Genomic DNA, 25028 nt, shown 5'->3' on the forward strand with positions numbered 1-25028 from the left:
AATACGAACTACCGTTCGTTAATATAGGTGCGGTGCGGAAACTCCAGACCAGGGAATAGCTTGCTCGTCAGCTCGCAGAAATAGCCGTCCGTCATGCTCGCGATGTAATCCACCACGGCTTGATCCTTGTCGTCCTGCCAGGCATAGGTACGATCGTAGTAGGAAAGCTGCTGCTCAATGCGCGAAATATGGTGCTTAAAGATATAAGAGGACTCGTCGCCACTGTTTAGATCCCGCAGGCAACGGTCGTAGAGCTTTCCGAACGCCTCGCGCAGCTCCTCCTCGGAATCGCCTTCGATACCGCCCTTGCTATAGATCTTCTCGTAGTTCTCGCGCTTGGCTCGGCGAATTTCCTCAAACAGGTCCTCGCTCATCTCGATGCGCGGCTTACCATAGCTATGCTCAACGATATCGATGGAAGCGTGCGTGAGGATCCAGCTGTTATAGGCGCCGCCCCGACCATCGTCAAAAGCGTCGGGCGAAAGCAGACCCGCCGCGATCGCATCCTGACGGTCACGACCGACGTAGGCAAGAATATCCGAGATGCGAACGACGCAGCCCTCGAGCGTCATGGGACGCAGGTGCCCAATGGCGCCATAGCCCGTGGCGATGCAGTCCTCGACCGCCTGATCGAACTGGTCAAAGGAGCCCATATCCGACAATTCAAACACGCGTTGCTCGTACTCGCCGTTATGGCATAGCACGCCGTCGAGCGTCTGGAGCGACACGTTGCGGCCATACAGGGCGTCGAGCACGCGGACCGACTGCACGTTATGGAAAAAGTAGCGACCCGTGCGCTCATGATAGATATCGTTGAGAAAACGCTCACCGGCATGGCCGAAAGGCGTGTGGCCCAAGTCGTGGCCTAAGCCAATCGCCTCGATCAGATCGCAGTTGAGCCCCAGGGCGCAACCGATATCGCGCGCAATGCGCGAAACAAGCTGCACGTGCAGGCCACGACGCGACAGGTCGTCGTTGCTGCGAAAACTGAAGACCTGTGTTTTGCCGGCATAGCGAGTGTACGCCGGAAGATGAAGAATCTTTTCGGTATCGCGCATAAACGCCGGACGCATAAGCGTGCCTTTGTCGGAGGCGCGATCAATACGACGAATGACCTGATCGTCGTTGCAACGATACGGGTTAACATAGCCCGAAGCACGATCGGTGGCAATGCGCTCGAAAAGTTCGGGCGACAACGCCGAAGGAATTCGGTCCATGCGCGCCTTAATGACGGCCGTTTCTTGATTAGTTGCCATGGCATGCTCCTTAAGAAGGATGCGCAATCGGTTACAAAGTGCAGCCCACAACCTCGATTATGGCAAAAATCGGCACCAAAAACGGGAGCAATGGCAGGGAGCGCGATTTCGTGATGAGGCAGGAGAGGGCCAGGGCCAGGAGCGCGGCGGCAAATGCCACGAAGCCACCCATAGGGTCGAGCGTGCAAAGCGCGAAGAGCGCCTTGGCATCTCCCATGCCGATGCCGGGGGTCTGGCGATGTCGCCGCCAAAGCGACTCAGTCAGCACAAGAGAAAGGTACACGATGACCGCAAGGCCAGCGTGGTCAAGTGCCGTGTTTAAGCCCCCATCCAGCCACACGCCCGCAAACGCCGCCACGGCACACGCAGCAGCAAGCGCGTTGGGAAACCGCCGCTCGCGGATATCAATCGCCGCGCCGGCAAAGGCGCAGATCCAAAATGGGATATAGACCACAGGACACCTCCCGGGACGGCTGTTCTAAAGCAAAAACCACCACAAAGGTGTATCCCCTTTGTGGTGGTTCTGATCGTGGTTATTTTGCGCCCTGCATGACCTCGTCGAGGGTAACGTTAACGGCGTGCTGCGTGGGCACCCAGTCGACCTTCAGGAACAGCGCGGCAACCGTGATGGGGATATAGCTGAACATAAAGATCGGGAAGGTAAACAGGTTGGTCACCAGGCGCCACTTTTGAGCGCAATGAATGTGCTTGTACTCAAAGATGGTCGTGAGCAGCGCCAGGATAAAGAAGGTCTGGTACATCATCACGAACGTCATGATAAGCGAGGCGGCACAAGCCTGCATCTCGACCTCGGTAGCCAAGAAACCATGCGAAAGGCCACCCACGATCAGGAACGTCGCATTGGCGAGCATGGAGATCAGGGACAGCAGCATGCCCGGAGCGATGGTCATAAACATGTCATATGCGGCAAAGCGATGATAGCGGAACGTCGACTTGACCAGATGCTTGCCGTAGGTAAAAAAAACCTGGTAGAAGCCCTTGGTCCAGCGCATGCGCTGTTTCCAGGACGCCTTAAACGTCACCGGCTGCTCGTCAAAGAACTCCGCCGGCGCATAACCGATGCGGATGCCGTGAATGGCGCAGAACGTGGTGAACTGGATGTCCTCGGTCAGTGTATGGAACTGCCAGCCGTGCATGCCCTCGATAACACTGGCGGAGATAAGGTAGCCCGAGCCCGAGACGGCGCAGGACGTCTTGCAGATATTACGCGCGTTGTTGAGGAAGCGGGCCTCACGCAAATACCAGGTGGCGTTGGCAGAGGAAATCCACGAACTGCCGAAGTTCTTGGAGTTACGATAGCTCGTGACCACATGGAAGCCCTGGTCAAAGGCATCGTTCATCTTGGACACGTAATCGCGGGCGATGACGTTATCTGCATCGAAGATAAAGTAACCTTCGAAGGTGTCGGGATACTCGTTAAGGATGCGGTCGAAGCCAAAATCCATGACCCAGCTCTTGCCCTTGCGGGCCAGGTCATTGCGCTCGTAAACAATGGCACCGGCCTCGCGCGCGAGCTGCGCCGTGTTGTCGGTGCAAGCATCGGCGACCACGAAGACCTCGATGAGCTCGGACGGATAGTCCTGATCCTTGATAGAGCGTACGAGATTGGCGATCACGGCCTCCTCGTTATGCGCCGCAATGAAGAAGGCATAGCGGTGGAGTTTTTTGGCCTTGGGAGGCGCGACCTCGCCACGAAGAGCGCCAATGACAAAGAAGACCACCTGGTACAGAAAGCAGACCGTGAGCAGCGTAACCACAATCTGGTTGAAGATCACGATGGGTGTGTTGGTTTGTAAAAAGGCGAGCATGCAGGCTCCCGAGAACGCGTTACGTAAACAACCGTATATCTTACCGTAGGCTAACCGAGTTCAAGAAACCACCTAATACTGGTTAGGCTTCGAGCAGACCGAGCTGCGGAACGATTTCGTCGCCGGCGGCAGTGCGGCCGAGCGAGCGCGGGGCTAGGTCATCCAGAACGGCGGCGAGATCCCACGGCAGCTCATCGCGGCACTCAATGTGCTCCCCCGTCACGGGATGATCGAACGCCACACGCCAGGAATGGAGGAATTGCCTGGTCAAACCCTGGTCGGCACGCGCATCGCACTTACCGTAGAGCGGATCGCCCACGCAGGCGTGGTTGATATGGCGCATATGCACGCGAATCTGATGCGTGCGACCCGTAAACAGGTGGCACTCGACGAGCGTATAGCCATCGTCAAAACGCGTGGAATCGAAGCGCTCGAGGACCCTAAAGGTCGTAATGGCCTGGCGCGCGAAAGGATCGTCCGAAACCGCCATCTTGACACGGTCGCGCGTAGAACGGGCAATGCCGGTGTTAATGGTGCCCTCGTCCATGGCAATGTGGCCGTGGACGAGCGTAATGTAGCGGCGGTCGAGCGTGCGCGTGCGGATGAGATTCTGGAGCGCGCGCTGGGTGTCGTCGTCTTTTGCCGCGAGCATAAGGCCCGAGGTGTCACGATCCAGGCGATGCACGATGCCGGGGCGGTCCTCGCCCTGCACGGTGCCCAGATGGTCAATGCCACAGTGATAGACCAAGGCGTTCGCAAGGGTGCCGCTCTCGTGGCCATGGGCGGGATGGCACACCAGACCGCGCTGCTTGGAGAGCACGATGAGGTAGTCGTCCTCGTAGCGGATATCGAGGGGAATGGCCTCGGGAATCACATCGGTGGGATCGTGCGGCTCGGGCAAATCGACCGAAATACGGTCGCCGGAGCGCACGGCATACTTTTTTGACAGGCATGTCTCGCCGTTGACGGCAACGGCACCGCCCTCGATCAGATGCGCGCAGGCAGAGCGCGTAGGGCAGCCGTCATTAGCGCCCAGATAGGCGTCAAGACGCTGACCAGCGGCATCGTCGGCAACAAGGATATGGATGTCGGCCATTAGCGCTCGCTCCTTTCGCGAATCTTGCGGGCACGCTCCCCACGCTGCTGGGCCTTGCGCTTAGCGCGGACCTCGTCACGGGCGTTGAGCTCGGCGGTCGCATCGACCTCACGGGCCGCAGGACTCAAGAACATGTAGCCGATGAGGGCAAGCACCACACCGACCGTAATGCCGACATCGGCCACATTGAAGACGGGGAAGTCGATGAAGGTGGTGGCAATAAAATCGGTCACGAAGCCAAAGGCCAAACGATCGATTGCGTTACCGATAGCACCGCCCGCAACCATCGCCATGCCCACAACCTCAAGATGGGCAAGCTGGGGTGCACGAACGAGGTACACAAAAATAGCGATAATGACCGCCAACGCCAGCACGGCAAACGCGATGCCATGCCCCTCGCCCATGCTAAAGGCGGCACCGATATTGCGGACAAACATAAAGTCGATGACACCAGGGATGACGGTCACATGCAAAGCGTCGCCCACGGCACGAACCGCAAACTTGGTCAGCTGGTCAAGAAGCAGCACAACCAGCGCCATCCCACCAGCAACACCCAACCGCCAACGCAAAGGCGGCGTCATATCCCCAGTACGACCCAAATCAATCCCCTACCCTCAAGAACATCGAATTACGTTTAACGCAAATCAATATCTTATATTGACCAGCAACGAAATAGCCGATGATTCGTTACCAACAGCGAAAACCCGCCAGAGCGAGCAAGGTGCCTTGAAGCAAGGCGGCATAGACCTTCTGGTCATGCCGCCGAAGCTGAAAGGCAGATTGCCGCTCTGGCGGGTTTGCAGCGTCAACCTGTTACGCGGTTTGGTAAAACCGCGTAACTACAAAGCGTTCGCACACCTCTCGCAGATGTGAGCGTGGCCGTTGTACTCGCCGACGGTGGTGCGGTAGTTCCAGCAACGGTCGCAGCACTCGCCCTCGGCAGCCTCGATGGCAACGGAGAGCTCCTCGCCCTGGGTCAGTTCAACAGCGGAGACGATGTAGAACTCGGCCAGGTCGACGGCCTTGTCGCCGGTCAGCAGCGCATACATCTCGGCGGGAACGACCGCCTTGACGCGGACCTGTTGGCTCTTAGTGAAGGTGCCGGCGGAGCGGGCATCCTCAAGGGCCTTGGTCACGGCGCTACGGAGCTCGAGTGAAGCCTCGAGCACGCCCTCAAACTCATTGGCCTCGTCGACCGTAATGGGCGACTTATACCAATCGAGCAGCGCGGCGTACTTCTGGTGATCGACGCAGCCGGCGGGCGCATAGGCCATGGCCTCGTCAACCGTGTAGGACAGGATCGGCTGCAGGTCGCGCATGAGCATCGAGAAGAGCTCGGCAAGCACGGTCTGGGCGCTGCGGCGCTCGAGCGAGCCGGGCTTCTCGCAGTACAGGCGGTCCTTCAGGGCGTCGAGATACACGTTGGAGAGCTCGGTAACCACAAAGTCGTAGAGCGCGCGGTAGGCACGCGGGAACTCGTAGCAAGAGTAAGCGTCGTCGACCTCGGCCTGAACCTGGGTCAGGCGGGCAACCATGAGCTTGTCGAGCGGCAGCAGGTCGGCAAAGGCGACGCCGTCGGTCTCGGGCTCAAACTGACCCTCGAGCTCGGAGAGCAGGAAGCGCAGCGTGTTGCGGAAACGACGGTAGGCATCGGACGTACGAGCAAGGATCTCGTGGTCGATGGACACGTCGGAGCTGGTGTCGACGGAGGCAACCCACAGGCGGATGATGTCGGCGCCCATCTCGTCACAGACCTTGTTGGGGTCGATGACGTTGCCGAGCGACTTGGACATCTTGCGGCCCTGGCCGTCGAGCGTGAAGCCCTGCGAGACGACCGCCTTGTACGGAGCGTGGCCGTTGGCGCCCACCGAGGTGAGCAGCGAGCTCTGGAACCAACCGCGATGCTGGTCGGAGCCCTCGAGATACACGTCCGCCGGGTACTCAAGCTCGGGGCGATACTCGCAGACGGCCTTCCAGGAAACGCCGGAGTCCCACCACACGTCGAGGATGTCCTTATCGGCCTTGAGGTGATGGCCGCCGCACTTGGGGCAGACGCAGGCCTCGCCCAGGTAGCTCTCGGGAGCGTCAGTGAACCAGGCGTCGGAGCCCTTCTCGTGGAAGAGCTTGATGACGGCGTCGAGTGTGGCGTCGTTCATGACCTTCTCGCCGCAGTCGGCGCACGTGTAGCTGGGGATAGGCACGCCCCAGTTGCGCTGGCGGCTGATGCACCAGTCGGGACGCTGCTCGACCATGGCGCCAATGCGGTTGGCGGCATGTGCCGGATACCACTTGACGTTCTCGCGGACCTCCTTGCCAGCCTGCTCGCGCAGACCCGTCTTGTCCATCGAGACGAACCACTGGTCGGTAGCACGGAAGAGCACCGGGTGCTTGCAGCGCCAGCAGTGCGGATAGCTGTGCGTGATCTTCTTCTCGAGGACCAGGGTGCCGCGCTCGCGCAGGAACTCGATGATGTGCGGGTTGGCCTCATCGGTATCCATACCGCTGAAGGGGCCACCGGTGCCAAACTCCTCACCGGTGTAGAACTTACCGTCGTCATCGACCGGCATACAGATGTCAGTGATGCCCTCCTTGAGGCAGGCGAAGTAGTCGTCGACGCCGTGGCCGGGCGAGTTGTGGACGATACCGGTACCGTCATCGACACCGACGTAATCGGCCAGCAGCGCCACGCCCTCAACGCCGTCAAAGATCGGCTGCTTGTAGTGGATGTGGTGGAAGGTCTCGGCGGGAACCACGTAGGGCTTGCCGTCGACCATGACCGGGGTGTACTCCCAGCCAAACTCCTCGCAGCACTTGGGAGCAAGGTCCTCGAGCATGACCTCGGCGCGGCCATCGTGCTCGACGGCGACATAGGCGGCACCGGGCTTAAGGGAAACGGCCTGGTCAGAGGGGATGGTCCACGGCGTGGTCGTCCAGATGATAAAGTCGACCGGGCCGTCGAAGTTCTCGAGGCCGGCGGGCTTGGAGGTCATCTCAAAGCGCACAAAGATGGAGGGACTCGTCTCGTCGGAGTACTCGATCTCGGCCTCGGCGAGCGCGGTGTGGCAGTGCTTGCACCAGTGGACGGGCTTGTGGCCGCGATAAATCATGCCCTTATCGAACATGGCCTTGAAAACCTCGATGTCGGCGGCGTCATGCTGGTGATAGAGCGTCAGATAGGGGTTGTCCCAATCGCCGAGCACGCCCAGACGACGGAAGCCGGCCTTCTGCAGCTCGATGTTCTCGACAGCAAACTCGTTGCAGAGCTCACGGATCTTGGCCGTGGAAGTCTGGTTGAACTTCTCGGTGCCGAGCTTCTCCTCGACCTTGTGCTCGATCGGCTGGCCATGGCAGTCCCAACCGGGGACGTAGGGGACCTCATAGCCCTGCATCATCCAGTAGCGGTTGATCATGTCCTTGGAGATCTTGTTCATGGCGTGGCCGATGTGGATCGGGCCGTTGGCGTACGGAGGGCCGTCGTGCAGCACGAACTTCTTGTGACCCTCGTTCTTCTTCAGAACCTGCTCGTAGACCTTGTTGTCCTGCCAGTCCTTGAGTCGCTTGGGCTCGGACTTGGAAAGACCGGCACGCATGGGAAATCCGGTTTTGGGCAGATTCATCGTCTGCTTGTACTCGTTTGCCACGGTACCCCTTTCATGTCGTGGGCGCGCACGCCCTCTGGGCACCAAAAAAGCGCCCGTCCCTACAAGCTGGGACGAAGCGCCATAAAACGGGCTGCATGCCCGTAAAAGCTCTTCGCTTAACCACCCAGCTTAGATGCCCTCGCCCGCGTGATAGCGCGCTCGCATCCGTTACTCGGCTGGCCTGTATCGACGACCATCTCGGCGATGTCTACTAAGACGAACCTGCGCGGCACGTCCGTTGGGACCGCAGCTCCGGGGTGATTTTCATCGGTCGCATGCGCGGGTTCTCAGCACTCCCCGCTCTCTGTAGCATGCGGATGGCCGACTACTCGTCCCCATCAACGCTTATGCGGAGTATGCTAGCACGTTCCGTGCCGGCGAAAAACCCTCAACACTGGTTTTATACGTTCAAAATTTCTTGCGGCCGTGGACCTTCTCTTGGAGCAAAATACCTGTAAGCACTTTATCGAACGAAAGAAGGTACCTATGCGCACAATTGGAATGAGCGACTATACCGTCGGCGAAGACTGCTTTGACGAGCTGCCCGGAGCGCTGGCCGAATACGGAGCGACCAAGGTCGCAATCATCGGTGGCAAGCGGGCACTGGCCGCAGCACTTCCCGGTATCGAAGCTGCGCTGGCAGGTACCGACGTCGAGATTCTGGAGACGCGCGTCTATGGCACCAACAGTACACGTGCCAATATCGCCAAGGTCGTGAACTCCCCTGCCTGCCAGGAAGCCGACGTACTCATCGCCTGCGGCGGCGGCAAGGCACTCGACACCGTCAAGACGGCGGCCATCGAGCTCAAGAAGATCGTCTTTACGGTGCCGACGATCTGCTCCAACTGCTCGGCCGCGACCGCCATTGCCGTCGTCTACAACGACGACGGCTCGCTCGAGGGCTATTCGTACCCCAACCGCCCCGCGCACATCTTCATCAACCCCAAGATCATCGCTGAGGCACCGGCAGAGTACTTCTGGGCCGGCGTGGGCGATGCCCTGTCCAAGCAGCCCGAGGTCGAGTACGCCACGAGCGCCGGTAACCTGGAGCACACCGCCGGTCTTGGCCTGGCACTCGCGCACACCTGTTCCGAGCCGCTGTTTACCTATGGCGTGCAGGGTCTTGAAGACGTGCGCCAGGACCAGTCGACCGAAGCCGTCAAGCAGATCGCGCTCGACATCGTGGTCAACACGGGCTATGTCTCGAACCTGACCAACCAAAACGATTACTACTACAACTCGAGCGTGGCGCACGCGTTCTACAACGCCACGTGCAGCATTCCGCGCGAGGGCTCTTACCTGCACGGTGAGGTCGTGAGCCTGGGCGTGCTGGTGCTGTTCGCCTACACGGGCGACACCGAGAACCTTAAGCGCTACGCCGCCTTCAACAAGCAGATGGGCCTGCCCGTGACGCTTGAGCAGGTCGGGCTATCCGAGGCCGATATCCCTGCCCTGTGCGAGTACGCGCACGCCACCAACGAATGGAAGCAGGGCAACCCGGAGCCCTTCACCGACGAGAAGTTCGCCGCCGCCATCAAGGCCGCCGACGCTTACGGCCACACGCTCTAGGACTGGCCCAAAACAACCACAAAGGAGACAGGCACCTTTCTGGTGGTTGTTTATTGCTCCGGCATTCAGTTCGTACTCGAACCCGATTCTTTACGAGAAAGGGTTCGGGTACGTTTTTTGTTTATCGGAAATTCTGCGAAAGGACTACTCGGAACGGTAAACAGGAACGAACAGAGGCAGGGTATCATCGTGGTGATGGTATCCTGCCTTTTGTTTTGCGGGATCAAGGTCGCTTTATGCGAACTTGATCGCCACTTATATGGCGCATTGATGGCAATTGCTGCGTACGTGCATACCGGGAGCCTGTACACCTCTGGCAAGGCGTAACACACTAGACTTTGTTCCAAAGTCCGTGTGCTAAGGGGGCAGGCCCCTTAGAATTCCTGTGGAGTGTGTACGCACGTGCGCAGGAAAACGGCAAAATTTCGCTATATCAGGGCGTTCTTTCATTGGAGAGTATGGTATACACGGCTTAGTTCAACAAATAAGAATTTATATATAAAGGAGAATATTGATGAAACTGTTTTTATGTTCTCACTTTTCAAGTGTAGGAAGTCAAATAAAGGAAGAAATTGAAAATAAAAAAGTCGCATTTATTCCAACAGCTTCGCTGCGTGAAGGCTACACCGGTTATGTCGGCTCGGCTCGAAAATTATTCAAAAAGTTGGGAGCAATCGTAACTGAAATTGATATTTCAACGGAGGCTTATTCAACGATACAGTCTCTTTTTGAAGATGCGGATGTGATCTATTTTACCGGCGGAAATTCTTTTTTCCTTATAGACCAGCTCCGTAAAACGGGAACGGATGAGCTGTTGAAGAAAGAATTGGCAAAGGGAAAACTGATGATTGGTGAATCGGCAGGTGCGATTGTATGCGCTCCAAGCATCCAATATATCGAGCAAATGGATGAAAAGCCGGAGGACTACTCACAAGAAGATGATTCAGGGCTTAATTTGATTGATTTCTATGTTCTTCCGCATTATCTTACGGCACCATTTAAGAAAGTTACCGAGAAAATAATGACTGAGTTTTCGGATTTGAATCTATACCCAATTAACAACCGTCAGGGAATAGTAATTGATGGTGAAGGTTCAAAGGTAATTTGCAAAGACTAATTTAAAAATTCCAGTTTGCTGTACTCGTTCCTAGCAGGGCTTGGGGCAGGCACGCCCCAACAAGAAGCTGTCCCAAAGGGGCAAGAATGGGGACTGCGGACGATTTCTTGGACCGTTACGCGGCCCTTCCCAGCGCGGAGCGGAACTCGGCCGGCGTGCGGCCACCGAGCGCATCGCTGCGCCTCACCGTATTGTATCGACCGATCCAGCCCCCGAGCTCCTCGATGAAGCGGGCGGGGGTCCAGTCCGACCAGTCCCTGCCGTGCCAGAACTCCTTCTTGAGCAGGCCGAAGAAGCCCTCCATCGCCGCGTTGTCCGGGCTGCAGCCCTTGGCGGACTGGATTGGCTACACTGATGTGGACAGTTCCGGGAGGGCCGCAAGAGACGGGAAGGCCGTGTGCGCGTTCCTGCGCGAGGGCCGCAGGGAGGGGCTGCCTGGGTACGGCGCCTGTGAACTCGTTCTACGTCTTTGATGACCGGGTCGTACTCAATATCAACTTCACGGATGATGCCAAAACGGTCACCCGTGAGGAAGTGTTGGGTTCGAGTGCTATGGACAATGTTCCAGCATGCTGGGATCGAACTCGCTAGCCGGAATCACACGGTACCCGTGACGCAGCAGCAGATCGACAAAAACGCCGTTGCCCGCAGTGAGCGTACCGCTGAACGTTCCGTCGTAGATGCGACCCGCGCCGCACGAGGGACTACGATCCTGCAAGACGCACGCGGCGATCTCGGACGGGCCACCCGCCTGCTCGCACATATCGAGTGCGCGCTGGGCGCCCAGGCGAAACTCGCGATCGACCGACACGCCCTCGCAGGTACGGACCTCGCCGCTCACAATCTCGGACGGCTTGCGCGGTGTAGGCAAGCCACCAAAAACCTCAGGGCATACCAACAGGACCTCGGTCCCCGTGCGCTCGCAAGCCTCGACCAGCTCGCGATGGTAGTTGTCGAGCCCGTTATACTTGCAGCTCTCGCCCATCAAGCAGGCACTTACCACGATCTTCATATACAACTCTCCCCACGCAAAACGCCCCATTTGAGATGGACACTCAAATGGGGCGATTGACACTGCGCGACTAGTATTACTGCTGCTTTGGCATCAGAGGATTCTCGCGCGTGAGGAGATTCATGAACTCCTCGCCCGTGATCGTCTCCTTCTTGTACAGATAACGAGCCAGCTCATGGAGCTTAAACTTGTTCTCCTTGAGGATCTGCAGGGCGCGATCGTGCGCGTCCTCGATCAGCTTAGCGACAATTGCGTCCACGCGCTCGGCCGTACCGGGAGCGCAGGTAAGCGACGTGTCCTGGTTGAGGTACGCGTTCTGAACGGTACCGAGTGCCATCATGCCAAACTCGTCGGACATACCAAAGCGCGTCACCATGTTGCGGGCGAGCTTGGTGGCTTGCTCGATATCGTTGGCGGCACCGGTCGTCATCTCGCCAAAGATGAGCTCCTCGGCTGCACGGCCACCGCAATAGACGGCGAGCTTGTCCAGGACCTCCTGGCGCGTGGTCAGGAAGCGCTCGTCCTCCTCGACCTGCATGGTGTAGCCCAGAGCACCACTCGTGCGTGGCACGATGGTGATCTTGGTGACCGGCGCAGAGCCCTTCTGGCGAGCGGCAACAATGGCATGGCCGATCTCGTGGTAGGACACAACCTGCTTCTCGTGGTCGGACAGCACCGTGGACTTGCGCTGCTGACCGGCGATGACAACCTCCACCGACTCCTCAAAATCGTCCTGCGTGGCGCGCTTGCGACCCTCGCGAACGGCACGTAGGGCGCCCTCGTTGATGATGTTGGCAAGGTCGGCGCCCGAGGCACCGGGCGTAGCGCGGGCAATCGCGGTCAGGTCGATCGGCGGCTGCGTCTTCACGCTCTTGGCATGCAACTCAAGAATGTTCTTACGGCCGGTCAGGTCGGGCAGCTCAACGGGGATACGGCGGTCAAAACGACCGGGGCGCAACAAGGCCGGGTCAAGGCTGTCGGGCCGGTTGGTAGCAGCGAGAACGACAATACCCTTGTGGTTATCGAAGCCGTCCATCTCGGTCAGCAGCTGGTTGAGCGTCTGCTCGCGCTCGTCGTTGCCGCTAAAGCCGCCGCCATCGCGCTTCTTGCCGATGGTATCGATCTCATCGATAAAGACGATGCATGGAGCCTTTTCCTTGGCCTGCTTAAACAGATCGCGTACCTTGGCGGCGCCGCGGCCGACAAACATCTCGACGAACTCAGAACCCGAAATGCTAAAGAACGGCACGCCCGCCTCACCGGCCACAGCCTTGGCAAGCAGGGTCTTACCGGTACCCGGAGGGCCGACAAGAAGAGCACCGCGCGGCAGTTTGGCGCCGATCTCCTCGTAGCGCTGCGGCTTCTCCAGAAAGTCGACGACCTCCTTGAGAGACTCCTTGGCCTCTTCCTGGCCGGCGACATCCTTAAAGGTCACGCCCACGTCCTTGGAGGCGATCACGCGCGCGCCGGACTTACCCAGTCCACCGCCGCCAAAACCACCGCCGCCAAAGTTCATCGACGGACCGTCATCACCCATGGCCTTCTTCATGCGGCGGTTGAGCCACCAGCCGATCAGGAAGAAAATCGCCATGGGAAGAATGAGCGTGAGCAAGTAGTAGGTCATCAAACCCGAGTTTTTATCGGGAACGACCGACTCCAGCGAAGCACCGGACTCAAGCACGCGATCGGTAAAACCCGCATCATTCGGCACACCGGTCGTCTTGTAGGCGATGTTCTCGTCCTCGCCCTTCTTGGTGTAATAAATCGTGTAATCGTCCGTGTTGTACTCGACCTTGTCGACACTCCTCTTATCGAGCGCTTTGACAAACGTCGAGTAATCGGTCTTCGTAATCTGCTGCGTGTGACCGATGTTGGGGAACAGAACGGTCGAGAGCACGAGGTAGACGACGAAGGCGATGAGCACGTAGAGGATCATATTCCGTCTACGTTTGTTGTCATCCATCTCCATCTGCTTGAACTCCATCTACTGGGGTTGATAATGCTTTCTAGAATACCCAACCCGGACGGCGATAAACCGACGCCGGGCACGAAAGGACAGATATGGCATCACTGGAAGTCGGCAGGGTTCAGATCTACACGGGCGACGGCAAGGGCAAGACGACGGCTGCACTGGGGCTCGCTCTGCGCGCCACGGGCTATGGACTTAACGTACTCATGCTTCAGTTTGCCAAGAAGCTGCACTGCGCCGAACATGACGCAGCACCTCGATTGGGGCTACGCATCGTACAAGCCGACCGCGTCACGCCCGAAGCCTGTGCCGCACAGATCATGGAGCTGGCGCGCGAGCAGATTAGCCAGGTCGACGTGCTGATCTTAGATGAACTGGGAGAAGCCATGCGACGGGGCTTTGCGACGCGCGAAGATGTCGAAGCGTTGATCGCGATAAAACCGACCACCACGGAGCTCGTGCTCACCGGCCGCGGCTTGCTGCCCCTCGCCGATCTCGCGGACCTAGTAACCGAAATGCGCCCCGTCAAACATTACTTCGACGAAGGCCTCCTAGCCCGCCAAGGCATCGAATACTAATTGATCAGAAGGGAACGGAGGAAAACGGATCATTTCGCCTTATCGCCGGGCCAAGGATCCGTTTTCCTCCGTCTCATACGGATCATTAGGCGGTGGCGCGGCCTAGCCAGTTGCCGCTGTGGTGGTAGATGGTGAACATCGTGGCCGTGATGAGCCAGGTTACGGGGTAAACAAGCAGCAGGTGCTCAAGCGACGGATCGAACGGCATGATCGCAAACACCCAGATCACCCTGAGCACGACAGTGCCAAAAATCGTGAGCAGCATGGGCTGCAAGCTCACGCCGGCACCGCGAATGGAGCCCGACGCGTTTTCGATAATCGAGAAGATCGCGTAGAACGGCGCGATAAAATGAAGAATCGTCGTGGTGTACGCCGAAATCGAAGCATCATCGACAAACAGACGCGACAACGGACCCGAGAACACCAGCAGCACGGCAGACAGGCCACCAATGAGCATAAACGACAGCACGAGCGACGTATGGTAGCCCTTGCGCATGCGCTCGTAGTTGCGTGCGCCAAAGTTCTGCGCCGAGAACGTGGTGATCGAAACGCCAAGCGCCTCGGTAACCATCCAGACAATGCCATCCAAACGGCCCGAAAGACCCCACGCCGTGGTGACATCGGCACCAAACGAATTGACCGACACCTGAATCAAAACGTTGGAAATCGAATACGCAGCAGATTGAAAGCCTAGCGGCAGACCACACGAGATCATGCTCTTACAAATGCCAGGCTCAATGCCGAGTTTGGACAGTGAAAGCCGCCACGCACCCGGTGCGTGCATCATACGAATCACGATCATCGTGGCGTTGGAGCAAATGGTCAGCGCCACCGCGATGCCGCAACCCAAAGCCTCCATATGAAGCACGGCAACGAAGATGACATCCAGCACCGCATTAACAAGGCAGCCGGAAGCGATGATCACAGCAGGCCCGCGCGTGTCGCCCACGGCGCGCAGCAATGCCGTTCCCATATTGAGCAGCAGCGCCGCAACCATGGCGGCAAAATAACAACGAGCATAGGCCACGCCCTCGGCCAATAGTTCATGCGGCGTGTTCATAAGCACCAGCATGGGCTCAACGAACACTATGCCAAGAATCGAGAAAACGATACCGCACACCAGCGCGAGCGTCATGGCCGTATGGACCGAACGACTCAGTCGCTCATCATCGTGCTGGCCAAAAAACTGACCCGTGATAACGGCACAACCGGCGCCAACGCCAACGCAAAAACCAATGCAGAGCTCGGTGAGCACCATCGTGGCTTGAATGCCGCCAAGCGCAAGCTTGCCGCCAAACTGACCGACGATATAGGTGCCGATAAGCGTGTAAGCCTGCTGAAAAAACGAACTAAAAAAGATGGGAACGCACAGCGAAAGCAGCTGCTGCCAAATAACACCCTGCGTTACATCGATAGCCGTAGATTTCTTAGCCACACGCCCTCCCCAAAAGCGTACGTCAAACAACAAAACAGCGATTTAGAACCAAAGCCAAAACCAGATTAGCACCGGCCGGCGGCAACCGAAACACCCCGAATTAGAGCGCGGTGCGAAATATTTGCCTAGTGATACAAACCCGGCTGGTAGTGATACTCGTTGCTCACGTGCGGGCACAGCTGCCAAAAGGCGACGGCACTCGCCGCGGCCACGTTGAGCGAATCGACCCCGTGCGCCATCGGGATGCGCACGGCCCGGTCACAGCCCGCGATGGTCTTGGCGCCCAGACCGGCACCCTCGGTGCCCATAAAGATCGCCAGGCGATCAATCTCCTGCAGCACAGGATCGTCCAGCGAAACGGAGTCATCCGTCAACGCCATGGCGGCACAGGAAAAACCGGCATTGTGCAGCGCAGCTAGGCCATCATGCGGCCACACGCGCGCCTCACTGCCGATACGCGTCCACGGCACCTGAAACACGGTGCCCATGCTCACACGGGCCGAGCGACGATACAGCGGATCGCAGCACGTAGGGCTCACCAAAATGCCATCGACGTTCAGCGCAGCCGCCGAGCGGAAAATCGCGCCGACGTTGGTGTGGTCGACAATACCCTCGAGCACGCATACGCGCACCGGGCGCTCCCCCGCCGCCTCGACAACGCCGCCCAGGAACTCATCAACAGGAATCTGACGCGGGCGACGGAACGCCGCGAGCGCACCGCGCGTCACGTTAAAGCCCGTCAACTGCTCCATGAGCTCCATGGAGGCCACGAACACAGGAACCGGACCCGCGCCCTCGCGCACAACCAGGCGCTCAAACAGCGGCATCATCTGGTCGAGCCAGCGTTCACCCAAAAGAAAGCTCACCGGCCGGTATCCGGCACGCACCGCACGCTCGATAACCTTGGCGCTCTCGGCGATAAAGATGCCCTTTTGCGGCTCCAGCACGCAGCGCAGCTCGCGCTCGGTCAGTCGCACGTAGGCATCGAGCCGCTCGTCCTCGAGCGAATCGATTCGCAGAACCTCAACGGCATCAGTCATAGCAGCCAGCCCGCACCCTTCTTACAGCAGCATCAATATCAAACGAGGCGACGCTAGGCGCCGCCCCTCAATCATTCCAACCCGATAATACCGTGGGCAAATAGGAGATTTACGCCTCAACGCGACGATACGTTATGAACTCATAATCGACACCCTCGTCGCCCTCGCCCGAGGCAATCGTGGCAACACCGTAACGCCGCGCAATCTCCCACGCGGGATCGGCATCCAGATCGGGAAAGTACGTATCCACGCCATGCACGCAATGGTTTTGCGTAACCTCGGCCTCGGCGCAATACGGCAAAAACTGCCGATACACCTCGCCACCACCGATCACCCAAGCAACGGGCTCATCGGCTACCGCGGCGAGCGCTTCGTCGACGCTATGCACCACGTCGACGCCCTCGGGAGCAAAGTCCTCATCGCGCGTGAGCACAATGTTGCGGCGGTTCTTGAGCGGACGCCCGCCGGGAAAACTCAGCAGTGTCTTGCGTCCCATAATGACCGGGCAACCTTTGGTGCACGCCACAAAATGACGCATGTCGGCGCGATTGGACACGACCATATCGCCCTCGCAGCCAATGCCCCAGTCGTCACACACGGCGACGATGGCAGAAAGCTTACACGTCATACCTGCCACCTATACCGCAATGGGGATGTTCTTGACCTGCGGGCCGTGCTCGTAGCCCTCGACGATCAGGTCGTCGGTCGTAAACGCGTAGAAATCATGCACATCGGGGTTAAGCGTTACCTTAGGCGCCGCAAACTGCGGACGCTCGATAAGCTCGCGGACGATATCGACATGACGGTCGTAAATGTGTGCATCGGCGATCACGTGCAGCAGCTCGCCGGGAATCATATCGACCGACTGCGCAACCATCATGAGCAGAATGGCGTACTGGCACACGTTCCAGTTGTTTGCGGCCAAAATGTCCTGGCTGCGCTGGTTGAGAATCATGTTGAGCGTCGGTTTGTCATCCTGCGGGCGCTGCGTCACGTTATAGGTCACGCTGTACGCACACGGATACAGGTGCATCTCGGACAGGTCGCTAAACACATACGTGTTGGTCATGATGCGGCGACTATACGGCGTGTGATTAAGATCGTACAGCACGCGGTCCATCTGGTCGAAATCGCCCTCGGCATAATGGCTCTTCTGGCCAATCTGGTACCCGTAGGCCTTGCCGATGGAGCCGGTCTCGTCGGCCCACTCATCCCAAATATGGCTGTTGAGGTCATGGACGTTATTGGACTTCTTTTGATAGATCCACAAGATCTCGTCCATCGCAGACTTAAGCGCCGTTCGACGCAGCGTAAGCGCGGGGAACTCCTCGCGCAGGTCGTAGCGCGCCGTAACGCCAAAGTTTTTAATGGTATAGGCAGGGGTGCCGTCTTCCCACACCGGACGGACCTTTTGGCCCTCGGTGGTGGTGCCATGGTCCAGAATATCGCGGCACATGGATACAAACTGTTGATCAGCCTTGCTCATTGACCCTCCTGTCAGTCGCCTATAAGCGATTTTTATTGTAGCCCAGGCGCACGCGGCCCCACAGCCCAAACATAAGCCCTCATTTTCTGACATATGCCAGAAATACCTTGCGTGGTTCCTCATGCGCGCTATTCTATTGTTGACATATGCCAGGTTTGGAGTGTGTATGGCAGGAAGACGCGAAAAATTGCGCCGCGTTGGGATCATCCCCGAATATCGTGGCTTTACCCCCGATGGCCTGGCCAGCGGAGACGCGATCGACATGACGGTCGATGAGCTCGAAGTCCTGCGTCTGTGCGACCTGGAAGGCCTCAATCAGGAGGCTGTCGCCCAGCAAATGGGCATCGCCCGCGCCACCGTGGCGGCCATCTGCAGCCGCGCACATCGCAAGGTGGCAAACGCGCTGGTCAACGGGCGGGCGCTCGTCATCGAGGGCGGCACTATCGCATACTCCCCCATCACCGCAACGACGGCCGCATGGCCAGCAAAGGAGGTCGGCGCCATGAGGGTGGCAACGACGTACGACAACGGCAACATCTTTATGCACTTTGGCCGTAGTGAGCAGTTCAAGATCTACGACATCCAGGATGGCAAGGTGCTCAACGAACAGGTCGTGGGCACCGGCGGCACCGGTCACGGCGCATTGGCGGGCCTGCTTGCCAACGGCGGCGTCGACACGCTCATCTGCGGCGGTATCGGCGGCGGCGCCATCAACGCGCTCACCCAGGCCGGCATCACGGTCTACGCGGGCGCCCAGGGCAGCTGCGACGCCTGCGTCGAGGCCCTTATCGCGGGCACGCTCGCGCAGACCGGCGAGGCCACCTGCGACTGCCATGGTCACGACCACGAGCACGCCCATGAGCATGGCGAGTCCTGCGGCTGCCACGGCCATCACGAGCACAAGGGCCACGAGGGTTGCGGCTGCCACTAGCGGCAAATACCCTGCCGCCAGCACGCTCCCACGCGTACAACGACCTGCAAACGAACGGCGAAGGCCGCCTGGAATACGATCCAGGCGGCCTTCGTCATACACAACTCAAAAGAGCCATTACTTTTTATTGCGCATCTGCGCTTCCATCTGACGCAGCAGGTCCATATCGGACTTGGGACCGCCCGTTCCCAAGCCACCCAGGCCGCCCATGCCGCCCAGACCCATGGCATCCAGACCGGGAATATTGGGCATGCGCATCTTCTTGCCCTTCTTACCCTTTTTGCCCTTCTTGCCACCAGCCTGTGCCTGATTGGCCATCGTGCGCATGCGGCCCATCATCTTGTTCATCTCGCCCCACTGCTTCATAAGGCTGTTGACCTCAGTGGGGGTCACACCAGCACCCTTGGCAATGCGGGCACGGCGCTGACCGTTGATGATGGAGGGGCGCAGGCGCTCCTCCTTGGTCATCGACATGATGATGGCTTCGTTCTTATCGAAGATGCCCTCGTCCAGATTGCCGCCCATCTGGTTGAGCGCACGCTGGCCACCGGGAAGCATGCCCAGGATGCCCTTCATACCGCCCATCTTCTTGACGGCCTTCATCTGGTCGAGCATGTCGTTCATGGTGAAGCCCTCGCGCAGCATGCGCTCGGCAGCCTCGAGCTGCTCGGCATCGGCGGCCTCCTGGGCCTTCTCGATGATGCCGACAACATCGCCCATGCCCAGAATGCGCTTGGCCATACGATCGGGATAGAACGGCTCCAGCGAATCGGGTTTCTCGCCCATGCTCACGAACTTGATGGGCTTACCGGTCACCTGGCGCACGGAAAGCGCGCCGCCGCCACGGGCATCGCCGTCGAGCTTGGAGATGATCACGCCGTCAAAGTCGGTTCGCTCGGCAAAGGTCGAGACGACGTTGACGATATCCTGGCCGGTCATGGCATCGACGACCATCAGCACCTGATCGGGCTTGACGGCCTTCTTAATGTCCACGGCTTCCTGCATCATCTGTTCGTCGATCTGCAAACGACCGGCGGTATCGACGATGACCACGTCGCGCAGGTGGTCGACGGCCTCCTGAATGGCGCCCTTGGCGATGTCGACCGGGTGTGCACCGTCGCCGCGGAAGACCGGAACGCCGATCTCTCCGCCAAGCGTGGCCAGCTGGTCGGCAGCGGCGGGACGGTAGACGTCACACGCGGCGAGCAGCGGCGAGCGGCCCTGCTTCTTGAGCAGGTAAGCAAGCTTTACGGCCGCCGTGGTCTTACCGGAGCCCTGCAGACCAACAAGCATGATGACGTTGGGGATACGGTTGCTAAAGACGAGCTTGCTCTCGGTGGAGCCGAGCATCTCGGTGAGCTCGTCGAGCACGATCTTGACGACATTTTGTGCCGGCGACAGCGACTCCATGACCTCGGCGGTCATGCAGCGCTCCTTGGTCTTGGCGACAAACTCCTTGACGACCTTAAAGTTGACGTCGGCCTCGAGCAGCGCCATGCGGATGTCGCGCATGGCCGAGGTGATATCGGCCTCGGTCAGCTTGCCCTTGCCGCGCAGGCGGTCAAATGTGTCGTTGAGGCGATCGCTCAGGGAATCAAACACTAGTCACTCCTTAATTGGACTCGCCCACCAGGGCGCGGCAGAAATCTTTGGCATTGAACTCCTGCAGGTCATCGACCTGCTCGCCCACGCCCACGCGCAGGATCGGGAGCTTGAGCTTCTCGGCCACGGCCATGGCGATACCGCCCTTTGCCGTGCCGTCGAGCTTCGTCATGATAATACCGTCCAGACCCAGTGCCTCGTTAAACTCGAGCGCCTGGTTCAGACCGTTCTGGCCGGTGGCGGCATCGATCACGAGCACGACCGAGACGGGCATGGGGCCGGCGGCCATATTGGCGGCGCGCTTACGCGTCACGTTGACCACCTTGGCGAGCTCGCGCATGAGCTCGGGGCTCGTGTGCAGGCGGCCGGCGGTGTCGATAAGCACCAGGTCGCTGCCGCGTTTATCGGCCTCGTCGAGCACGTCGTAGCAAACGCTTGCCGGATCGGAGCCGCGATCGCGCTTGATGACGGGGACGCCGGCACGCTGGCCCCACACATCGAGCTGCTCGATGGCGGCAGCGCGGAAGGTATCGGCCGAACCGATCACGACATTCTTGCCGCGGGCAGCCATGGCGCTCGCGATCTTACCGACCGTCGTGGTCTTGCCGGCACCGTTAATGCCTACAAACAGCACGCAGCTCGGCGTGTCGGCGAATGGATCGCGCTCGATGGGCACAAAGTGCTGCTCAAGCTGCTCGGCTAGGGCGCGACGGAGCTGCGGGGCGGTCTTGAGGTTCTTCTTGGCGGCCGTCTCGCGCAGGTCATCGGAGACCTGAATGGCGACCTCGGCACCCATGTCACCCATAACGAGGGTGTCCTCAAGGTCCTCCCAAAAGTCCTCGTCGACCTCGCCGCCAAAGTAGAAGACCTCGTTGAGGGCCTCGCGGCTGCGCTCAAGTCCGCGCGAGAGAGCGTCAAAGAATCCCATTATGCATTCACGACCTTTCCGGTTTCGCGATCGAGTTTTTGCGAGACGACGCGGCTGACGCCGTCGGCTTGCATCGAGACGCCATAGAGAACATCAGCGTCCTCCATAGTACGGCGCTGATGCGAAATGACCAAGAGCTGCGTATCGGAACGCAGCACATCGAGGGCGCCGATGAGCTTGGACAGGTTGGCGTCATCAAGCGCCGCTTCGACCTCGTCCAGCACATAGAACGGCACCGTGCGCGTGCGATACACGGCAAAGAGCAAGGCGAGCGCCGTCAGACTCTTCTCGCCGCCCGACATGAGCATCATCTTGGTGATGCGCTTGCCGCGCGGCTGCGCCACGACCTCGATGCCTGTCTCGGCCGGATACTCGGGGTCGGTCATCTCCAGATGCGCCTGACCACCCGGGAACAGCATGGCGAAGATCTCGCGGAAGTTCGCATCGACCTTCTCAAAGGTCACCAGGAAGGCCTTACGCATCTTGCGGTCGATGGCCACGGTGATCTTGGTGAGCGCCTTGCGCGCGCTCTCCAGATCGGCCAGCTGCTCCTCGATGTAATCGGCGCGACGCTTGAGCTGCTCGTACTCCTCCATGGCAACTTGGTTCACAGGGCCCAGGTTGTTGATCTGGCGCACAAGCTGGTTGAGCTCGCGCTCGGCGGCATCGCGGTCGGTGGGCGCCGGAAGCATGAGCGCTTCCTCGAGTACCGTGGTGCCATCGGCGGTAATGGCCTTAATGGCGGCCTCTACCTGCACCTCAAGCTTGCCGCGTGCGACCTTGAACTCGTTTTGCGTGGCGGTGGCGGTATCGACCCGCTCCTTAGCGCGGGCAACCTCTGCCTTGGCATCCTCGATGGTCTTCTTGAGCGAAGCGGAGTCCGCCTCCTCCAGAGAGGCCTGGTCACGCAGACGTGCGGCCCAATCTGACGCGCGCTCCAGCAGGGCCGAATAGCGCTCGTGCATGGGATCGACGCGCAGGCGCAGCAGCTCGAGCGAACGCGAAGCCTGACGTGTTCCGCGGATACGACGGTCGATACCCTCAAGACGATGCTCCAGGTCGGGCACGCGGCCCTTCAGCGAACGCAGGCGCTCGCTCGTCTGGGCCAGGCGAACCTTGGCGTCGGCGAGCTTGCCAGCAGCCTCGGAATCGTCACGGCGAACGCGGTCGAGTTCGTCGTTGGCCTCGGCAATCTGAAGGCCCAGGTCGCTTGCCTGTGCACGCGCCTCGTCGCGCGAACGGGTGAGCTCGTCCACACGCGGACGCGCGGCGCGAACGGCCTCGGCAGCCTGCTCACGGCGCTTGGAGATACGCACGCGCTCGACCTCGGCATTGTTGGCGCTTTGCTCCAGGCGGCCGATCTCGGAGAGCAGCGAGCGGCGCTCGCCCTCAAGACGGGCGATCTCACCGGCGGCATCGCCCTCGGCGGCACGTGCCTCCTCGACGGCGGCGTTGGCCTCAACGACTTGGTCCGAAGCATGCTCAAAGATGGCAGCCAGATCGGGTTCCAGGCCCTCCAGCTCGCGAATGCGACGCTTGCGCTCCAAGGCACCCGAAGCCTCGCCCGCGTCGAGCCCCACACGCACCAGGCCGCCGCAGGCGACGCGGGCGCCATCGGGGGTCACGTAAGTCACGCCGTCAACGACCGGCGCCGACAGCGCGGCAGCAAGATCGTCCACGACGTAATAACCGCCGAGCAGTGCCTCAACGACGGGACCGTAGCCTGCGCGCACGGACAGACGATCGACCAGGCGGGAACCGGCAGCGCCCTTAGCGGCAGCAGAGGCGCTTACACCGCGCGCGACCAGCAGCGCCTCACCCGAGGCCTTCTTTTGGTCCAGAGCCGCGCGACCGGCACGCTCAAGCGTGGCGGCGTCATCAAACAAAAGAGCATCGATATCGCCGGCAAGCAGCTGCTCGACCAGGCCCTCGAGCTCACGAGGAGCCTCGAGCACGTCACCCAGACGACCCGAGACATCATCGCCCAGCGCACCCATCAGACGGCTCACCAGCGGCGAGCTGTCAGCCATGCGGGCATCGAGCTTCTTTTGGCTGGCAAGCTCCGAGCGCACCTCGGATAACTTGTTGCGTGCCTCGCTCTCGCGGGCACGCAGGTCCTTCAGGGCCGCGCGTGCCGTCTCGGTGGCTTCACGCGCATCGACCTGAGCCTGGCGCGCTTCCTCAAGAGCACCCTCAAGCTCCTCGGCGCGCTCGCGACGGCTCTCGAGCGAGGCCGTGACCTCCTCGAGCTGTTCATCGATCTGCTCCAAGCGCGAGGCGTACATGTTGTCCTCAACCTCGGCGTTACTCAGCGAGTCCTTCACCTTGGCGAGTTCGAGCGCCGCGTTATCGGCCCCACGCTGCACATCGCGTTGCTCACGCGTAAGCTGCGAAATCTGATTGTCGAGAGCCACGCGTCGCTCGTGGAGCTCAGCGGCGGCAGGTCCGGCGGCGTCAACGTCCTCCTGGGCCTGCATATGCGCACCGGTCACTTCCTCAAGCTGCGCACGCGCGTCCTCGAGCTCCTCGACCACGCGACGACGCTGATGCTCGGAGCTCGAAATCTGCCCGCGCATGTCAGACAGGCGCGACACCATGTTGTGGCCCTTTTCCTCAAGCAGGCGCATGTCGGAGTTAATGCGACCGACCACATCTTGCATATGACGGCGCTGCTCGCCCAGGTCGCCCACAAACAGGCCCTTTTCCTCAAGCATGACCTGGAGCTTCTCGAGCTCGCGCTCCTTTTCGCCCAAGCGGTACTGCGCAAGCTCAAGCTCGGCAGCACCCTCCTTGGAGCGACTCCCCAGGTCGTTCCACTGCGACTGCAGCGAACGCAGCTCGTCGACGGCTAGCATCTGCGTAAGCTCGTTCGCGCGCGAGGACAGCTCTTTGTACTTGCGCGCACGATCGACCTGACGCTCCAGCGGTCGCAGCTGACGGGCAATTTCCTTATTGATGTCGCGGGCACGCGTCAGGTGCTCGTCCATCGACTTAATCTTTTTGAGCGCACGCTCCTTGCGGCGCTTGTGCTTGGAGATGCCGGCGGCCTCCTCGATGAGGGCACGGCGCTCCTCAGGGCGGCTCTGCAAAATGGCATCGAGCTTGCCCTGGCTGATGATGGAATGCGTATCCTTACCCAGGCCAGAATCGTGCAGGATGTCCTGAATGTCCATCAGGCGGCACGGACTCGAGTTGATGAGGTACTCGCTTTCGCCCGAGCGATACATGCGCCGAGTGATGGCGACCTCGTCAAAATCGACGGGTAGCACATGGTCCGAGTTATCGAGCACCAGCGTGACCTCGGCGACACCCACCGGCTTGCGAGCCGACGAACCCGAGAAGATGACGTCCTCCATGGCCTGGCCGCGCAGCTGCTTGGCGCTCTGCTCGCCCAGGACCCACAGAATCGAGTCGGAGATGTTCGATTTTCCCGAGCCGTTGGGACCGACGATGACGGTCAGGCCCGGCTCAAATGACATATGGGCGCGGTCGGCAAACGACTTGAACCCTTTGAGCGTGAGGGACTTGAGATACACGGC

General features: G+C 59.7%; 20 protein-coding genes. 4 read left to right on the forward strand and 16 right to left on the reverse strand.

All coding sequences use genetic code 11. The features are described from left to right. Window positions 1–8: 8 nt before the first annotated feature. The 6 genes from ACRX4W_RS03820 to ileS all read right to left on the reverse strand — a co-directional run bounded on the left by ACRX4W_RS03820 (window position 9) and on the right by ileS (window position 7798). The gene (locus tag ACRX4W_RS03820) at window positions 9–1256 is read right to left on the reverse strand and encodes a deoxyguanosinetriphosphate triphosphohydrolase family protein (RefSeq protein WP_432299251.1); all 1248 of its coding nucleotides are present in this window, start codon (window positions 1254–1256) and stop codon (window positions 9–11) included. 31 nt (window positions 1257–1287) lie between these two features. Continuing rightward, window positions 1288–1710 (reverse strand): prepilin peptidase, encoded by a 423-nt coding sequence (locus ACRX4W_RS03825; RefSeq protein ID WP_117736296.1) that lies wholly within the window; start codon window positions 1708–1710, stop codon window positions 1288–1290. Window positions 1711–1789: 79 nt separating this feature from the next. After that, window positions 1790–3085: a glycosyltransferase family 2 protein gene (locus ACRX4W_RS03830; RefSeq protein WP_117736295.1), complete on the reverse strand. Its 1296-nt coding sequence runs from the start codon at window positions 3083–3085 to the stop codon at window positions 1790–1792. Between the two features lie 82 nt (window positions 3086–3167). Further along, on the reverse strand, window positions 3168–4181 hold the full coding sequence (locus ACRX4W_RS03835; RefSeq protein WP_117757598.1) for an RluA family pseudouridine synthase: 1014 nt from the start codon (window positions 4179–4181) through the stop codon (window positions 3168–3170). Then, window positions 4181–4708 (reverse strand): signal peptidase II, encoded by a 528-nt coding sequence (gene lspA, locus ACRX4W_RS03840; protein ID WP_432299253.1) that lies wholly within the window; start codon window positions 4706–4708, stop codon window positions 4181–4183. Before lspA ends, ACRX4W_RS03835 begins: the two co-directional genes overlap by 1 nt. Window positions 4709–5020: 312 nt before the next feature. After that, a complete protein-coding gene (ileS, locus tag ACRX4W_RS03845) occupies window positions 5021–7798 on the reverse strand; it encodes an isoleucine--tRNA ligase (RefSeq protein ID WP_432299406.1) in 2778 nt (925 codons plus the stop codon). Window positions 7799–8308: 510 nt separating this feature from the next. Here ileS and ACRX4W_RS03850 point away from each other — a divergent pair. Continuing rightward, entirely contained in the window at window positions 8309–9391 is a 1083-nt protein-coding gene (locus tag ACRX4W_RS03850; RefSeq protein ID WP_432299255.1) for an iron-containing alcohol dehydrogenase family protein, read from the forward strand. Window positions 9392–9905: 514 nt separating this feature from the next. Next, a complete protein-coding gene (locus tag ACRX4W_RS03855) occupies window positions 9906–10508 on the forward strand; it encodes a Type 1 glutamine amidotransferase-like domain-containing protein (RefSeq protein ID WP_432299257.1) in 603 nt (200 codons plus the stop codon). 115 nt (window positions 10509–10623) lie between these two features. On the opposite strand, the gene ACRX4W_RS03860 is transcribed toward ACRX4W_RS03855, so the two are convergent. The 3 genes from ACRX4W_RS03860 to ftsH all read right to left on the reverse strand — a co-directional run bounded on the left by ACRX4W_RS03860 (window position 10624) and on the right by ftsH (window position 13489). After that, window positions 10624–10851, reverse strand: a complete 228-nt coding sequence (locus ACRX4W_RS03860; protein ID WP_373118266.1) for an IS3 family transposase — start codon at window positions 10849–10851, stop codon at window positions 10624–10626. A 207-nt stretch (window positions 10852–11058) separates the two neighbouring features. Beyond that, the gene (locus ACRX4W_RS03865) at window positions 11059–11520 is read right to left on the reverse strand and encodes a 2-thiouracil desulfurase family protein (protein WP_432299259.1); all 462 of its coding nucleotides are present in this window, start codon (window positions 11518–11520) and stop codon (window positions 11059–11061) included. A gap of 76 nt (window positions 11521–11596) precedes the next feature. Then, a complete protein-coding gene (gene ftsH, locus ACRX4W_RS03870) occupies window positions 11597–13489 on the reverse strand; it encodes an ATP-dependent zinc metalloprotease FtsH (protein ID WP_432299260.1) in 1893 nt (630 codons plus the stop codon). A 92-nt stretch (window positions 13490–13581) separates the two neighbouring features. Here ftsH and ACRX4W_RS03875 point away from each other — a divergent pair, with 92 nt between their 5' ends. After that, entirely contained in the window at window positions 13582–14067 is a 486-nt protein-coding gene (locus tag ACRX4W_RS03875; RefSeq protein ID WP_432299262.1) for a cob(I)yrinic acid a,c-diamide adenosyltransferase, read from the forward strand. Between the two features lie 85 nt (window positions 14068–14152). Here ACRX4W_RS03875 and ACRX4W_RS03880 read toward each other — a convergent pair whose 3' ends face one another. The 4 genes from ACRX4W_RS03880 to thyA form a co-directional block, all read right to left on the reverse strand. Then, the gene (locus ACRX4W_RS03880) at window positions 14153–15502 is read right to left on the reverse strand and encodes an MATE family efflux transporter (RefSeq protein WP_432299263.1); all 1350 of its coding nucleotides are present in this window, start codon (window positions 15500–15502) and stop codon (window positions 14153–14155) included. A gap of 125 nt (window positions 15503–15627) precedes the next feature. Continuing rightward, entirely contained in the window at window positions 15628–16542 is a 915-nt protein-coding gene (locus tag ACRX4W_RS03885) for a TrmH family RNA methyltransferase (protein ID WP_432299265.1), read from the reverse strand. Window positions 16543–16651: 109 nt separating this feature from the next. Next, window positions 16652–17170: a dihydrofolate reductase gene (locus ACRX4W_RS03890; protein ID WP_432299266.1), complete on the reverse strand. Its 519-nt coding sequence runs from the start codon at window positions 17168–17170 to the stop codon at window positions 16652–16654. 9 nt (window positions 17171–17179) lie between these two features. Continuing rightward, window positions 17180–18028, reverse strand: a complete 849-nt coding sequence (thyA, locus tag ACRX4W_RS03895) for a thymidylate synthase (RefSeq protein WP_432299267.1) — start codon at window positions 18026–18028, stop codon at window positions 17180–17182. Between the two features lie 166 nt (window positions 18029–18194). Here thyA and ACRX4W_RS03900 point away from each other — a divergent pair, with 166 nt between their 5' ends. Next, complete coding sequence (locus tag ACRX4W_RS03900) at window positions 18195–18959, forward strand: NifB/NifX family molybdenum-iron cluster-binding protein (protein WP_432299269.1); 765 nt, start codon at window positions 18195–18197, stop codon at window positions 18957–18959. 117 nt (window positions 18960–19076) lie between these two features. Here the strand turns inward: ACRX4W_RS03900 and ffh are convergent, their stop codons facing one another. From ffh to smc, 3 genes are read right to left on the reverse strand one after another with little or no spacing between them, the layout of a single operon-like run. Then, window positions 19077–20561 (reverse strand): signal recognition particle protein, encoded by a 1485-nt coding sequence (gene ffh, locus ACRX4W_RS03905; protein ID WP_195234549.1) that lies wholly within the window; start codon window positions 20559–20561, stop codon window positions 19077–19079. A gap of 10 nt (window positions 20562–20571) precedes the next feature. After that, window positions 20572–21489 carry a signal recognition particle-docking protein FtsY gene (ftsY, locus tag ACRX4W_RS03910; protein ID WP_432299271.1) on the reverse strand — a complete coding sequence of 306 codons (918 nt, stop codon included), beginning with the start codon at window positions 21487–21489 and terminating at the stop codon, window positions 20572–20574. After that, entirely contained in the window at window positions 21489–25025 is a 3537-nt protein-coding gene (gene smc / locus ACRX4W_RS03915) for a chromosome segregation protein SMC (RefSeq protein WP_432299273.1), read from the reverse strand. The genes ftsY and smc overlap by 1 nt, the downstream gene beginning before the upstream one ends. Between the last annotated feature and the right edge of the window lie 3 nt (window positions 25026–25028).

The sequence above is a fragment of the Collinsella aerofaciens genome (assembly GCF_964283865.1).
In the GTDB taxonomy this organism is placed as follows: domain Bacteria; phylum Actinomycetota; class Coriobacteriia; order Coriobacteriales; family Coriobacteriaceae; genus Collinsella.